This window comes from Pseudomonas sp. S3_E10, assembly GCF_054667615.1.
Genome location: NZ_CP162743.1, coordinates 5,012,967 through 5,028,169 on the forward strand (window position 1 = coordinate 5,012,967; position 15,203 = coordinate 5,028,169).

The 15,203-nt window shown below is 62.3% G+C and carries 10 protein-coding genes; 8 read left to right on the top strand and 2 right to left on the bottom strand.

The genetic code is table 11. The features are described 5' to 3' along the window. Positions 1-62: 62 nt before the first annotated feature. The 6 genes from AB4N98_RS23020 (at position 63) to AB4N98_RS23045 (ending at position 10,317) form a co-directional block, all read left to right on the top strand. Positions 63-1,790 (top strand): autotransporter assembly complex protein TamA, encoded by a 1,728-nt coding sequence (locus AB4N98_RS23020; RefSeq protein ID WP_368949749.1) that lies wholly within the window; start codon positions 63-65, stop codon positions 1,788-1,790. After that, positions 1,790-5,461, top strand: coding sequence for a translocation/assembly module TamB domain-containing protein (locus AB4N98_RS23025; protein WP_460148935.1), 3,672 nt, complete (start codon positions 1,790-1,792; stop codon positions 5,459-5,461). Before AB4N98_RS23020 ends, AB4N98_RS23025 begins: the two co-directional genes overlap by 1 nt. 190 nt (positions 5,462-5,651) lie before the next feature. Further along, complete coding sequence (locus tag AB4N98_RS23030) at positions 5,652-6,122, top strand: MarR family winged helix-turn-helix transcriptional regulator (protein ID WP_017527130.1); 471 nt, start codon at positions 5,652-5,654, stop codon at positions 6,120-6,122. Then, positions 6,122-7,573, top strand: coding sequence for an efflux transporter outer membrane subunit (locus tag AB4N98_RS23035; RefSeq protein ID WP_017527131.1), 1,452 nt, complete (start codon positions 6,122-6,124; stop codon positions 7,571-7,573). Before AB4N98_RS23030 ends, AB4N98_RS23035 begins: the two co-directional genes overlap by 1 nt. 15 nt (positions 7,574-7,588) lie before the next feature. Beyond that, positions 7,589-8,788, top strand: coding sequence for an efflux RND transporter periplasmic adaptor subunit (locus tag AB4N98_RS23040; protein ID WP_017527132.1), 1,200 nt, complete (start codon positions 7,589-7,591; stop codon positions 8,786-8,788). After that, the gene (locus AB4N98_RS23045) at positions 8,788-10,317 is read left to right on the top strand and encodes a DHA2 family efflux MFS transporter permease subunit (protein WP_017527133.1); all 1,530 of its coding nucleotides are present in this window, start codon (positions 8,788-8,790) and stop codon (positions 10,315-10,317) included. The genes AB4N98_RS23040 and AB4N98_RS23045 overlap by 1 nt, the downstream gene beginning before the upstream one ends. 65 nt (positions 10,318-10,382) lie before the next feature. Here AB4N98_RS23045 and lpxH read toward each other — a convergent pair whose 3' ends face one another. Next, complete coding sequence (gene lpxH, locus AB4N98_RS23050) at positions 10,383-11,132, bottom strand: UDP-2,3-diacylglucosamine diphosphatase (RefSeq protein WP_017527134.1); 750 nt, start codon at positions 11,130-11,132, stop codon at positions 10,383-10,385. Then, positions 11,129-11,635 (bottom strand): peptidylprolyl isomerase, encoded by a 507-nt coding sequence (locus AB4N98_RS23055; protein WP_065877469.1) that lies wholly within the window; start codon positions 11,633-11,635, stop codon positions 11,129-11,131. Before AB4N98_RS23055 ends, lpxH begins: the two co-directional genes overlap by 4 nt. A gap of 237 nt (positions 11,636-11,872) precedes the next feature. On the opposite strand from AB4N98_RS23055, the gene AB4N98_RS23060 reads away from it, so the two are divergent. Both AB4N98_RS23060 and cysS read left to right on the top strand, forming a co-directional pair. Beyond that, the gene (locus AB4N98_RS23060) at positions 11,873-13,573 is read left to right on the top strand and encodes a glutamine--tRNA ligase/YqeY domain fusion protein (protein ID WP_116077829.1); all 1,701 of its coding nucleotides are present in this window, start codon (positions 11,873-11,875) and stop codon (positions 13,571-13,573) included. A gap of 15 nt (positions 13,574-13,588) precedes the next feature. After that, positions 13,589-14,971 carry a cysteine--tRNA ligase gene (gene cysS / locus AB4N98_RS23065; RefSeq protein WP_017527137.1) on the top strand — a complete coding sequence of 461 codons (1,383 nt, stop codon included), beginning with the start codon at positions 13,589-13,591 and terminating at the stop codon, positions 14,969-14,971. The last annotated feature ends 232 nt before the right edge of the window (positions 14,972-15,203 follow it).

Sequence of the window (15,203 nt, forward strand, 5' to 3'; positions counted from 1 at the left end):
CAGAATTATTCAGATAATTCTCAGTTCAACGTAACTCTTCAGCTCGTGTAGCATCCGCGCCTATGAGATTTCCAGGAAGATTTACCAGCGGCTTGGTTCTGCTGTTCACAAGCTGCGGCGCATTTGCACAAAGCGAATTGGACGTGCGGATCAAACCCTCGAACGACGCGTTGAAAGCCAACATCGAAGGCTATATCGGCGGGGTGGGCGATCGTGATGAAGAGGCCTTGCTACGGTTCAGCCGTGGCGCCGAGGAGCAGGCGCGCAAAGCCGCCCAGGCGTTGGGCTTTTATCAGCCACAGATCGAAAGTGACGTGAAGGGCGGCAAGAACCCGCGCCTGATCCTCACCATCGACCCCGGCGAACCGGTGCATTTACGTAACGTGACCTTGCGGGTCGATGGCCCGGCCGCGAACCTCAAGGCGTTTCGCGTGCCCGCCAGCAACGACCTCATTTCCGGCGCCGTGCTCAACCATGGCCACTACGAAGACGCCAAGCGGCTGATCCAGAACCAGGCCTCGCGCTACGGTTTTTTCAGCGGGCGGTTTACCCGTCAGAAACTGGCGGTGGACCCCCAGGCCGGCGTTGCCGATATCGAACTTGTCTACGAAAGCGGCCCGCGCTACACCCTGGGCAAGGTCAACTTCGCCGGCGACACGCCGTTCGACGAAGAGCTGCTGCAACGCATGGTGCCCTTCAAGGCCGGCGACCCGTACGACTCCGAACTGATCGCCGAACTCAACCAGAACCTGCAAGCCAGCGGCTTTTTTGAGGGCGTGCGCGTGGACGCCGCTCCGGCGGCATCGGCCAACGATGTCATCCCGGTCGCCGTACGCCTGCAAACCCGCAAGCCACGCACCATGGGCCTGGGCCTGGGGTTTTCCACCGACGTCGGGCCGCGCGGCAAAGCCAACTGGACGCGCCACTGGGTCAACCCCCAAGGCCACAGCTATGGCTGGGAAACCGAACTGTCGGCGCCGCGGCAGAACGTCGGGCTGTGGTACGACATCCCGCTGGACCCACCGCTTACCGACAAACTGCGTTTCGCCGGTGGCTACCAGAATGAAGAACTGGCCAACACCGACACCCTGAGTAAATTGCTCACCGTGGGCCCGGAATGGCACAGCAAGTTGCCCAGCGGCTGGACCCGGGTGATCTCGCTCAAATACCAGCGCGAGGAATATCGCCTGGGCGATGACTCGGGCCTGAGTAACCTGGTGATGCCGGGTGTCAGTTATTCCTACCTGCGCAGCGACAACCGCATCGACCCTCACCACGGCTACCGCCTGCAATTGGATACCCGGGTGGCCAAGGAAGGCTTGGGTTCGGACACCAACCTGCTTTACGGCACGGCCATGGTCAAAGGCCTCACCACCTTGTGGGACAACCACCGTTTCCTGGCGCGGGCCCAGTTCGGCGGCAGCGCCACCAATGGCTACAAGTCGGTACCGCCGTCGCTGCGCTTCTTTGCCGGTGGCGACCAGAGCGTGCGCGGCTACGAGTACCAGACCTTGTCCCCCGAAAACGATCGCGGCGACCGCATCGGTGGCCGCTACATGGTGGCGTTGAGCGCCGAGTATCAATATTCGATTGCCGACAAATGGCGGATCGCGACGTTTATCGACCAAGGCAATTCCTTCAACAACCTGGAGCTGCCGAGCTTGAAAACCGGGGTCGGCATCGGTGTTCGCTGGGTGTCGCCCGTCGGCCCGATCCGCCTTGACCTGGCCCATGCCCTGCAAGACCCGGGCGGCATTCGTTTGCACTTTTCCATGGGGCCTGAGTTGTGATGCGTGGTTTGAAAATCGCGGGGCTGGCGCTTGTCGCTGTCCTCGCCGTGGTAGTGCTGGCGCTGTGGGTGGTACTCGGTACCCAGGCGGGCAGTCGCTGGGCCTTGGGCCGCTTGCCGGGGGTGAGCGTGGAGAACTTCCAGGGCCACTTGGGTGGGCAGTGGCGCGCCGATCATCTGCTGTGGCAGCAAGGCAGCAGCCGCGTGGAGCTGACTGCGCCGACCTTCGATTGGGCGCCGGCCTGCCTGCTGCGCATGACGCTGTGCATCAACCGGTTGGATGTGGAGCAGGTCAGCCTGCAATTTCCACCGAGTACCGAAGACAGCAGCGGCCCCATCACGTTGCCGGATTTGACGTTGCCGGTTGCCCTGCAGTTGGGCGACATTCGCGTCGCTAGCCTGCTGTTCAACGGCAGCGAGGAGCTCAAGGGTCTGCAATTGGCGGCGCATTGGACCGCCGCCGGCCTGCAGATCGATTCGGTGCAACTGCAGCGCGACGACCTGGCGCTGGACCTCACCGGCCTGCTGCAACCCACCGGCGATTGGCCGTTGACTGCCAGCGGCAACCTGAGCCTGCCTTACGCGCCCGGCGGCGTGCCTTGGAAAATCGCCCTCAAGGTCGATGGCAACCTGCTCGATACCCTCAAGCTCGACGCCGATAGCAGCGGCTACTTGGCAGCCAAGCTCACCGGCGAGCTGCAACCCTTGGTGGAAAACCTGCCGGCAACCGTGCATATCAAGGCTGACGGTTTCAAGCCCAGCGCCGATTTGCCCGACACCTTGCAACTCAATCAGCTCAACCTCAGCGCCCGAGGCGACCTGAAAAAGGGCTATCAACTGCTGGGCAAAGCCGCGCTGCCGGCGGAAAAAGGCCCGATAGACCTGCTGCTGCAAGGTAAGGTCGACGCCAAGGGCGCACAGATCGCCGGCCTGGACCTGACTGCCGGGGATAAACAGAGCGTTAAACTCAGCGCCCAGCTGGATTGGCAACAAGGCTTCAGTGCCGACGCCAGGATCGATTGGATCGACTTCCCGTGGCATCGCCTTTATCCGCTGATCGACGCGCCGCAGGTAACATTGCGCACCTTCAACGGTGAGATCTCCTACAAAGATGGCAACTACCTCGGCAACCTCAAGGCCGACCTCGACGGCCCGGCGGGCAAGTTCAATGTAGTCACCCCGTTCAGCGGTGATCTTAAGCAAGTCTTCCTGCCCGAGCTGAAACTGACCGCAGGCCAGGGCAAGGCCGAAGGCCACCTGAACCTGCAGTTCGCCGATGGCATCGCCTGGGATACGGCGTTGGACCTGTCGGCGCTGAACCCGGCGTACTGGGTGGCTGAACTGCCCGGTACGCTGGCCGGGCCGCTGCGCAGCAAAGGCGAGTTCAAGAATGAGCAGCTCAAGCTCAACGCCGACCTCGACCTCAAGGGGCGCTTGCGGGGGCAAACGGCAGTGCTGGCGGCCAAGGCCGATGGCGCCGGCGAGCAATGGACCTTGGCGAACCTGGATATCCGCCTGGGTGACAACCGCATCAATGGCAGCGGCAGCCTGCAACAACGTCTGGCCGGGCAAATCGACATCAAGCTCGCGCGTCTGGCCCAGCTGTGGCCGCAGTTGCGTGGGCAGGTCAACGGTCGTCTCGATGTGGCCGGCAGCCTCAAGGCGCCCCACGGCAAACTCGACCTCAAGGGCCAGCAACTGGCGTTTGCCGACAACCGCCTGCAAAGCCTGAGCCTCGGCGCCACCCTGGATAATGCCCAGCGCGCGACCATCGATCTCAAGGGCAGCGGCATTCAAAGCGGCGAGACCCAACTGGGCACGCTCACCGCCGCCGCCCAGGGCGATATCAACACGCAAAAAGTCCAACTGGACCTGGCCGGCCCGTTGCTCAAACTGGCCCTGGCCCTGGACGGCAACCTCGACAAGGGCAACTGGCGCGGGCGCCTGGCCAGTGGTGATGTGCAAGCCGGCGGCCAGGACTGGAAACTGCAAGCCCCGGCGAAAATCGAGCGCCTGGCCGATGGCAAGCTGACCTTTGCTGCGCATTGCTGGGTGTCCGGTCCTGCCAGCCTTTGCGGCGAAGACCAGCGGCTGATGCCTGAGCCCAAACTGCGTTACCACCTCAAGCAATTCCCCCTCGACAGCCTCGCGGCGTTTTTGCCTAAAGACTTCGCCTGGCAGGGCAAGCTCAACGCCGACCTGCAGTTGGACCTGCCCAACAGTGGCCCCAAGGGCCTGGTCTCGGTGGATGCCAGTGGCGGCACCTTGCGCGTCAAGGACAAAGACCAGTGGCTGGATTTCCCGTATGACACGCTCAAGCTGGAAACCACCCTCAATCCCAAGCGCATCGACACACTACTGAACCTGCGCGGTGGCAAGCTGGGTGAGTTGCTGGTGCAGGCGCAGATCAACCCATTGCCGAAGAGCAAGCCGATGACGGGCAACTTCAGCCTCGTCGGCCTCGACCTGGCCGTGGCGCGACCCTTTGTACCGATGGTGGAAACCCTCGGCGGCACGCTCAACGGCAATGGACGCATCTCTGGGGGGCTATTGGCGCCGCAGGTCAACGGCAGCGTGAATCTGGTGGGCGGCGAAATTTCCGGGCCGGAACTGCCCATCAGCCTCGAAGGCTTGAATGTGCAGGCGTTGATCGCCGGTGAAAGCGTGCAGCTCAACGGTGGCTGGCGCAGCGGCAAGGCCGGGCAGGGCAGCCTCAAGGGCCGCATCGACTGGGGCCAGGCCCTGGCAGTGGACCTGAGCCTGCAAGGTTCGCAGTTGCCGGTGACGGTGGAGCCCTACGCGGTGCTCGAAGTGGCGCCCGACCTGAACATCAGCCTCAAGGATGACAAACTCGCCATCGTCGGCAAGGTGCGGATCCCCCGTGGTGACATCACCGTGCGCGAACTGCCGCCGTCGACCGTCAAGGTGTCGGACGACACGATCATCATTGGCAGCCAGACCGAAGAGGGCAAGCCGCCGATGGCCATGGCTATGGATATCGACGTGGCGGTGGGTGAAGACCAGCTCAATTTCTCCGGCTTCGGCCTGACCGCCAAGGTGCAGGGCCACGTGCATATCGGCGACAACCTAGACACCCGTGGCGAGTTGTGGCTCAACGACGGCCGCTATCGCGCCTATGGCCAGAAACTCGACGTACGCCGCGCGCGCCTGCTGTTCGCCGGGCCCCTGGACCAGCCGTACCTGGATATCGAAGCCATCCGCAAGACCGACGACGTGGTGGCCGGCATCCGCCTCAGCGGCAGCGCCGAACAACCCACCACGCAAATCTTCTCGGAACCGGCCATGAGCCAGGAGCAGGCGCTGTCCTACCTGGTGCTGGGCCGCCCGCTGAGCACCACTGGCGAAGACAACAACATGCTCGCCCAAGCCGCCCTGGGCCTGGGCTTGATGGGCAGCGCAGGGGTGACATCCGACCTGGCCAGGAACCTGGGCATCAAGGACTTTGAACTCGACACCCAGGGCAGTGGTAACAACACGGCGGTGGTGGCCAGCGGCAAGATCACCGAGAAACTCAGCCTGCGTTACGGCGTCGGGGTGTTCGAACCGGCCAGCACCATCGCCTTGCGCTACCTGCTGAGCAAGAAGGTGTACCTGGAAGTGGCCAGCGGCGTGGCCAGCTCGCTGGATATCTTCTACAAACGCGATTTCTGATCCTGAAGCGGTAAAAAAAGTGGGCGGGGCGGGGCGACGATGCGACTTGCCCCCTCCCACATGGGGCCTCTTTCAATCCTCCTTCCTGAACAAATACCAAGCAACCTAATTATTCCGTTTGACTTTCGCTGCCTAGGCAGTAACATCTCGTCACACATTCACTGCCTAGGCAGTAATAAGGTGACTTCCGATGTCCCACTTCACCCCTGACAACTTCCACAACTGCCACCTCGGCTTGTTGCTGGGCCGCGCGGCGATCCTCAAGGACCGCATCATCGACACCCATATGGAACCCCACGGCATTACCGCCGCGCAGTTCAAGGTGTTGATCATCATGGCGCAGTTCGGCGTCGACACCCCGGCCGAGCTGTGTCGCCACCTGTCGTTGGACAGCGGCTCGATGACCCGCATGCTCGACCGGCTGGAGCAAAAAGACTTGCTCAGCCGCAAGCGCTCCGAACTCGACCGCCGCCAAGTGCAGTTGGTACTGACCCCCGACGGCCAGCGCCTGGCGGACCTGCTGCCGTACATCGGCGCGCAAGCGTTGAACCAGTTGGCCGGCGCACTTGAGCCGGGTGAGCTGGAAACCCTGGAACGGATTCTCAAGAAAATTCTGATAGCTGCCGGTGACCCCATCACCCTGCAGCGGGTAGGTAAATAATGAACCCACGTGCCCTTTGCCTGGTGCTCGCGGCGATGAGCCTGGCCGGTTGCGCCAACTTCAGCGGCCTCGACACCCAAGGCCGGCGCCTCGACGCCAACACCTTGCAGGCGGGTAAATCCCTGAGCGGTGCGGCCCTGTCGAACGCCGCCTGGCCTCGCGCCGACTGGTGGAAAAGCCTCGGCGACCCGCAACTCGACGGCCTGATCCAGGAGGCCCTGCAAAACAGCCCCGACATGCAAGTGGCCAGCGCCCGTGCCCACCAGGCCCAGGCCGCTGCCTACGCCGCGAACGCCGCGCGCATGCCGACCCTGGACGCCAGCGCCGGCGTCAGCCGCTCGCGCCTGGCCCGGGACCAAGACCCGCGCGGTGAGGGCGATGCCTACTCCACCGTGCGTAATATTGGCGCCAGCTTCAATTACACCTTCGACCTGTGGGGTGGCCAGCGCGCCGCCTGGGAAGCCGCGTTGGGCCAGGCCCGTGCCGCCGAAGTCGACCAGCAGGCCGCGCGCCTGACCCTTGCCGCCGATGTGGCCAAGGCCTACAGCGACCTGGGCCAGGCGCATATCGTGCGCGACCTGGCCACCGATGACCTCAAGCGCACCCGGCAAATGCTTGAATTGAGCAAGCGACGCCTGAGCGCGGGCATCGACAGCCAATACCAGTACCAGCAGACCGAGAGCCTGGAAGCCAGCTCCCAGTCGCAACTGATCGACGCGGAAAAACAACTGCAGAGTGCCAAGATCGCCCTGGCGGTGTTGCTCGGCAAGGGCCCGGATCGCGGCAATGAGCTGGCACGCCCCAGCGTGTTGAAACCCGCCGCCGTTGCCGTCCCTTCGGTGCTGCCCGCCGAACTGTTGGGCCGTCGCCCGGACCTGATCGCCGCGCGTTGGCGGGTCGAGGCCGCGAGCAAGGACATCGCCGCGAGCAAGACGCGCTTCTACCCCAACCTCAACTTGAGCGCGAGCGCCGGGGCCGAGTCGTTGCTGGGGGACGCGATGTTTGGTTCGCCGAGCCGCTTCTTCAATATCGCACCGACTATTTCCCTGCCGATCTTCGACGGCGGCCGCCTGCGCGCCGACCTTGACGCGCGTGACGCCGACTACGACCTGGCGGTGGCGCAATACAACAAAACCCTGGTGCAGGCCTTGGGCGATATCGGCGACACGCTGTCGCAACTGCGCGAAACCGGCCGGCAGATCCAGGCCCAGCAACACGCCACCGACATTGCCCAGCAGTCCTACGACACCGTGGTTCAGCGCTACGGCTCCGGGGTCGGTAACTACCTGGATGTGCTCAGCATCGAGCAGCAATTGCTGCAGGCCCAGCGTCAGCTGGCGACCTTGAATGCCGGGCAAATCGCTCTGTCGATTCAATTGATGCAGGCCCTGGGCGGCGGCTTCGACGCCGACAACGTGGCATCGACCACCCCAGCCACACGCACGGAATAATTCGAGGTATTTGTCATGGCCACTGCCGAAAACACCCAAGCAACTGAACAACCGAAAGACAGCAACCCGCGCAAACGCAAAGTCATGCTGATCGGCCTGGCGCTGATCGTCATCCTCGGCGTCGTGGGCGTATGGGGCTGGTATGAATTTTACGGGCGCTTCAACGAAAGCACCGACGATGCCTATGTAAACGGCAACGTAGTGGAAATCACCCCGCTGGTCACCGGCACCGTGGTCAGCATCGGCGCCGACGATGGCGACCTGGTCCACGAAGGCCAGGTGCTGGTCAATTTCGACCCGAATGACGCTGCCGTCGGCCTGCAAAGTGCCCAGGCCAACCTGGCGCGCACCGTGCGCCAGGTGCGCGGTTTGTATAGCAACGTCGACGGCATGAAAGCCCAGGTGAACGCACAGAAAGCCGACGTGCAAACCGCCCAGGACAACTACAACCGCCGTAAGACATTGGCCCAGGGCGGGGCGATCTCCCAGGAAGAACTGTCCCACGCCCGTGACAGCCTGACCGCGGCGAAGAACGCGCTGACCAACCTTGAGCAGCAACTCAAGACCAGCAATGCGCTGGTGGATGACACCGTGATCAGCTCTCACCCCGACGTGCAGGCCGCCGCCGCGCAACTGCGCCAGGCCTACCTGACCAATGCGCGCAGCACCCTGATCGCTCCGGTGACCGGCTACGTGGCCAAGCGCACCGTGCAACTGGGCCAGCGCGTGCAACCGGGCACCGCGTTGATGGCGGTGATCCCGTTGAACCAACTGTGGATCGACGCCAACTTCAAGGAAACCCAACTGCGCGACATGCGCATCGGCCAACCGGTAGACATCGAGTCGGACATCTACGGCAGCGACGTGAAATTCAGCGGCACCGTCGACAGCCTCGGCGCCGGCACCGGCAGCGCGTTTGCCCTGTTGCCCGCGCAGAACGCTACCGGTAACTGGATCAAGATCGTGCAGCGGGTACCGGTGCGTATTCACATCAATGCCGAAGAACTGGCCAAGCACCCGCTGCGCGTGGGCTTGAGCACGGTGGTCAACGTGAACCTGCACGACCAGAGCGGCCCGGTGCTGGCGCAACAGCCACCGCAAAAGGCCTCGTTCACCACCAACGTGTATGACCGCCAATTGGCCGAGGCTGACGCCATGATCACCCAGTTGATCCATGACAACAGCGTCGCCGCTCCCAAGGCTGTGCAACGCTGATGAGCAATAACGCCTCCTTCACGCCACCCAGCCTGTTGATGGCCACCATTGGCCTGTCGCTGGCGACCTTTATGCAGGTGCTCGACACCACCATCGCCAACGTGGCGTTGCCGACCATTTCCGGCAACCTGGGTGTGAGTTCGGAGCAGGGCACCTGGGTGATCACCTCGTTTGCCGTGAGCAACGCCATCGCCTTGCCGCTCACCGGCTGGCTGAGCCGTCGCTTCGGCGAGGTGAAGCTGTTCCTGTGGGCAACCCTGCTGTTTGTGCTGGCCTCGTTCCTCTGCGGTATTTCTACCTCGATGCCCGAGCTGATCGGCTTTCGGGTGCTGCAAGGCCTGGTGGCCGGGCCGTTGTACCCGATGACCCAGACCCTGCTGATTGCGGTGTATCCGCCCGCCAGGCGCGGCATGGCCCTGGCGTTGCTGGCGATGGTCACAGTGGTGGCGCCGATTGCCGGGCCTATCCTCGGCGGCTGGATCACCGACAGCTACAGCTGGCCATGGATCTTTTTCATCAACGTGCCCATCGGTATCTTTGCGGCGATGGTGGTGCGTTCGCAGTTGAAAAAACGCCCGGTGGTGACCAGCTACCAGCCGATGGATTACGTCGGTTTGCTCAGCTTGATCGTGGGCGTCGGCGCCCTGCAGATCATCCTCGACAAGGGCAATGACCTGGACTGGTTCGAATCCAACTTCATCCTCATCGGCGCGGCGATTTCGGTGATTGCCCTGGCGGTGTTCGTGATCTGGGAAATGACCGACAAGCACCCAGTGGTCAACCTGCGCTTGTTTGCCTACCGCAACTTCCGTATCGGCACCATTGTGTTGATCGGCGGCTATGCGGGCTTCTTCGGCATCAACCTGATCCTGCCGCAGTGGCTGCAAACCCAGATGGGCTACACCGCCACCTGGGCCGGGCTGGCGGTGGCGCCGATCGGTATTCTGCCGGTGCTGATGTCGCCGTTCGTGGGTAAGTATGCGCACAAGTTCGACCTGCGCCTGCTGGCGGGGCTGTCGTTCCTGGCGATGGGGTTGAGTTGCTTCATGCGCGCCGGCTTCACTAACGAGGTGGACTTCACCCACATCGCCCTGGTGCAGTTGTTCATGGGCATCGGCGTGGCGCTGTTCTTCATGCCGACCTTGAGCATCCTGATGTCCGACCTGCCGCCGCAGCAGATTGCCGACGGCGCCGGCCTGGCCACTTTCCTGCGGACCCTGGGCGGCAGCTTTGCGGCGTCGCTCACCACATGGATCTGGATTCGCCGGGCCGACCAACACCATGCCTACATGAGCGAGAACATGACCGTTTATGACTCGGCCACGCGCGACGCCTTGCAGGCGCTGGGTGGGGCAGGGCAGAAGGCATACACGCAACTGGACCAGATACTGACCAGCCAGGCGTACATGATGTCCACCGTGGACTACTTCACCTTGATGGGGTGGATATTCGCCGGGTTGATGCTGTTGGTGTGGCTGGCCAAGCCGCCGTTTACCGCCAAGGCGGGGCCTGCGGCTTCAGGTCACTGACCGCTGAAGGCTGTAATGCAATTCAATTGGATCTCTATTCACGTTTGAACGACGGTGTGCTTGAGTCAGGCGCCAGGCAGCGCCAACTGCGGGTTCACAAAATCAAACGCCGCCAACGCGAACCCCTGCTCATCCACCTGCAAGGCCCAGCCTTGCTTGTCCCAGTCCCCCAGCACAATGCGCTTGGCCGCCTGGTCACCGATCTGCAATTTGTGGATGGCCGGGCGGTGGGTGTGGCCGTGGACCAGGGTACGCACGCCAAAGTGCTGCATCACCCGTGGCACTTCCTCGGGCGTCACATCGACAATGTCGTTGGCCTTCATGCGGGTTTGCGCACGGCTTTCACTGCGCAGCTTGCGCGCCAGCCTGTGGCGGGTACGCAAAGGCAGGTGACGCAGGATAAACAGCACGAGCGGGTTACGCAGGATGCGCCGCAGCTTCATATAGCCGAGGTCGCGGGTACACAGGCTGTCGCCGTGCATCAGCAGCACGGGTTCGCCGTAAAACTGCACGACACTCGGGTCCTTGAGCAGGGTGGCGCCTGCGGCTTTGCAGAACGCCTTGCCGATCAGGAAATCGCGGTTGCCGTGCATGATGAAAATCGGGGTGCCGCTGTCGCTCAGCTCACGCAGAGCCTCGCCAATCGAACGCTGGAAGGCGGTCATCCCATCGTCGCCAATCCAGGCTTCGAAGAAGTCCCCCAGAATGTACAACGCCTGGGCACCACGGGCGCGGCCGTGGAGCAGATCCAGAAACGCCCGGGTGATGTCCGGGCGCTCCTGTTCCAGATGCAAGTCTGAAATCAGCAATATCACGCTTCGATGATCTCGGCTTTCTCGACGATCACGTCTTCGGCGGGAACGTCCTGGTGACCGGCCTTGGAGGTGGTGGACACGCCTTTGATCTTGTCGACAACGTCGGTGCCTGCGGTGACTTTACCGAACACCGCGTAGCCCCAACCCTGCACGTTCTTGCCGCTGTGGTTCAGGAAGGCGTTGTCGGCGACGTTGATGAAGAACTGCGCGGAGGCCGAATGCGGCTCCATGGTACGGGCCATGGCGACGGTGTACTTGTCGTTGGAAAGGCCGTTATCCGCTTCGTTCTGGATGCTTGGGCGCTTGTCTTTCTTCTCTTTCATGCCCGGCTCGAAACCGCCGCCCTGGATCATGAAGTTGCCGATGACACGGTGGAAAACAGTGTTTTCGTAGTGGCCGGCCTTCACGTACTCGATGAAGTTGGCGACGGTGATCGGCGCTTTCTCGGCGTTCAGTTCGATGACGATGTCACCGTGGTTGGTGGTCAGTTTCACTTGAGTCATGTTCACTACTCTTTTCAGGGAATTCGTGGGTTTGGGCGAATAAACGCTTTACCTGTCTGGCTAAACGGCGGCCAAGGCGCGCAGTTTAGCCTGCCCTGTGCGAATTTCGAGGTGGTTTTTTACCGCCCGGGCAATTAATTGGCCGCGCTCTGTCAGTGTCTTGACTGCTTCGGCTATCATGAGCCCTTTGTTTTATCTGGCCCCAACCGGCCACGAACCTGTCTGTTCAAGGATCCTATGAGCAAGCCCACTGTCGACCCTACCTCGAACGCCAAGGCCGGACCTGCCGTCCCGGTCAATTTCCTGCGCCCGATCATCCAGGCGGACCTGGATTCGGGCAAGCACACGCAGATCGTCACCCGTTTCCCGCCAGAGCCCAACGGCTATCTGCACATCGGTCACGCCAAGTCGATCTGTGTGAACTTCGGCCTGGCCCAGGAGTTCGGTGGCGTCACGCACTTGCGTTTCGACGACACCAACCCGGCCAAGGAAGACCAGGAATACATCGACGCGATCGAAAGCGACGTGAAGTGGCTGGGCTTCGAATGGTCCGGTGAAGTGCGCTATGCCTCGCAGTACTTCGACCAGTTGCACGACTGGGCCGTCGAGCTGATCAAGGCCGGCAAGGCCTACGTCGACGACCTGAGCCCCGAGCAAGCCAAGGAATACCGTGGCAGCCTCACCGAGCCGGGCAAGAACAGCCCGTTCCGTGACCGCTCCGTGGAGGAGAACCTCGACTGGTTCGCCCGCATGCGCGCCGGTGAGTTCCCGGACGGCGCCCGCGTGTTGCGCGCCAAGATCGACATGGCCTCGCCGAACATGAACCTGCGCGACCCGATCATGTACCGCATCCGCCACGCCCACCACCACCAGACCGGTGACAAGTGGTGCATCTACCCCAACTACGATTTCACCCACGGTCAGTCGGACGCCATCGAAGGCATCACCCACTCCATCTGCACCCTGGAATTCGAAAGCCATCGCCCGCTGTACGAGTGGTTCCTGAGCAACCTGCCGGTGCCGGCGCAGCCGCGCCAGTACGAATTCAGCCGCCTGAACCTGAACTACACCATCACCAGCAAGCGCAAGCTCAAGCAACTGGTCGATGAAAAACACGTGCATGGCTGGGATGACCCGCGCATGTCGACGCTGTCGGGCTTCCGCCGTCGCGGCTACACCCCGGCGTCGATCCGCAACTTCTGCGACATGGTCGGCACCAACCGTTCCGACGGCGTGGTCGACTTTGGCATGCTCGAATTCAGCATCCGCCAGGACCTCGACGCCAACGCCCCGCGCGCCATGTGCGTGCTGCGCCCGCTGAAAGTCGTGATCACCAACTACCCGCAAGACCAGGTCGAACACCTCGAACTGCCGCGTCACCCGCAAAAAGAAGAACTCGGCGTGCGCAAGCTGCCGTTCGCCCGTGAACTCTACATCGACCGCGATGACTTCATGGAAGAACCGCCGAAGGGCTACAAGCGCCTGGAGCCCAATGGCGAAGTGCGCCTGCGTGGCAGCTACGTGATCCGCGCTGACGAAGCGATCAAGGACGCCGATGGCAACATCGTCGAACTGCATTGCTCGTACGACCCGGACACCCTGGGCAAGAACCCTGAAGGCCGCAAGGTCAAGGGTGTGGTCCACTGGGTGCCGGCCGCTGCCAGCATCGAGTGCGAAGTGCGCCTGTACGATCGTCTGTTCCGTTCGCCCAACCCCGAGAAGGCCGAAGACAGCGCGAGTTTCCTCGACAACATCAACCCTGACTCCCTGCAAGTACTCACGGGTTGTCGTGCCGAGCCATCGCTTGGCGACGCACAGCCGGAAGACCGTTTCCAGTTCGAGCGCGAAGGTTACTTCTGCGCGGATATCAAGGACTCCAAACCTGGTCATCCGGTATTCAACCGTACCGTGACCTTGCGTGATTCGTGGGGCCAGTGATTTAAGGGAGTTGTCGTGTTAACGATCTACAACACACTCAGCAAGACCAAAGAAGTCTTCAAGCCGCTCGATGGCAACAAAGTGCGCATGTACGTGTGCGGCATGACCGTGTACGACTACTGCCACATCGGCCACGGCCGCAGCATGGTTGCCTTCGACCTGGTGACCCGCTGGTTGCGTTTCAGCGGTTACGACCTGACCTATGTGCGCAACATCACCGACATCGACGACAAGATCATCAACCGCGCCAATGAAAACGGCGAGGCGTTCGACGCGCTGACCGAGCGCATGATCACCGCGATGCACGAGGACGAGGCGCGCCTCAACATCCTCAAGCCGGACATGGAACCGCGTGCCACTGACCACATCCCTGGCATGCACGCGATGATCCAGACCCTGATCGACAAGGGCTATGCCTACGCCCCCGGCAATGGCGACGTGTACTACCGCGTCGCCAAGTTCATGGGCTACGGCAAGCTGTCGCGCAAGAAGATCGAAGACCTGCGCATCGGCGCGCGCATCGAAGTCGACGAAGCCAAGCAGGACCCGCTCGATTTCGTGCTGTGGAAAGCCACCAAGCCCGGCGAGCCAAGCTGGGAGTCGCCATGGGGCGCCGGGCGTCCGGGTTGGCACATCGAATGCTCGGTGATGTCCACCTGCTGCCTGGGCGAGACCTTCGACATTCATGGCGGCGGCAGCGACCTGGAGTTCCCGCACCACGAAAACGAAATCGCCCAGAGCGAAGCCGCCACCGGCAAGACCTACGCCAACGCCTGGATGCACTGCGGCATGATCCGCATCAATGGCGAGAAGATGTCCAAGTCCTTGAACAACTTCTTCACCATCCGCGACGTGCTGGAAAAGTACCACCCGGAAGTGGTGCGTTACCTGCTGGTGTCCAGCCATTACCGCAGCGCCATCAACTACTCGGAAGACAACCTCAAGGATGCCAAGGGCGCCCTGGAGCGGTTCTACCACGCGTTGAAAGGCCTTCCCGCAGTGGCTCCGGCCGGCGGCGAAGCGTTCGTGGCACGCTTTACCGAAGTCATGAACGACGACTTCGGCACCCCGGAAGCCTGCGCGGTGCTGTTCGAAATGGTGCGCGAGATCAACCGCCTGCGCGAGAGCGATCTCGACGCGGCGGCGGGCCTGGCGGCGCGCCTCAAAGAGCTGGCCAGCGTGCTGGGCGTGTTGCAGATGCACGCCGATGACTTCCTGCAAGCCGGCGCTGAAGGGCGTGTGGATGCGGCTGAGGTGGATGCGCTGATTCAGGCGCGCCTGGCCGCTCGCGCAGGCAAGGACTGGGCGGAGTCCGACCGTATCCGTGACCAACTGACCGCGATGGGTGTGGTGTTGGAAGACGGCAAGGGTGGGACGACGTGGCGGTTGGCTGACTGACGCTTGGTTGCCGCACGCTGAATAAAAACGCCCCGACTGGTTCGGGGCGTTTTTTTTTGTGTTCTCAACGCTCTCCTCGCGATCTCAAGTGATGTGAGAGGCAAGCCCGCAAGCCTGTATGAAATGGAACCGCCCGCCGCCACTTCCCCACTTAGCGAATAAGAGGCCTCTCTGGCCTGCCGATCAGCGATGACAGGTTCACATAACCTCTACCCGCTGATGCATAGGTAAT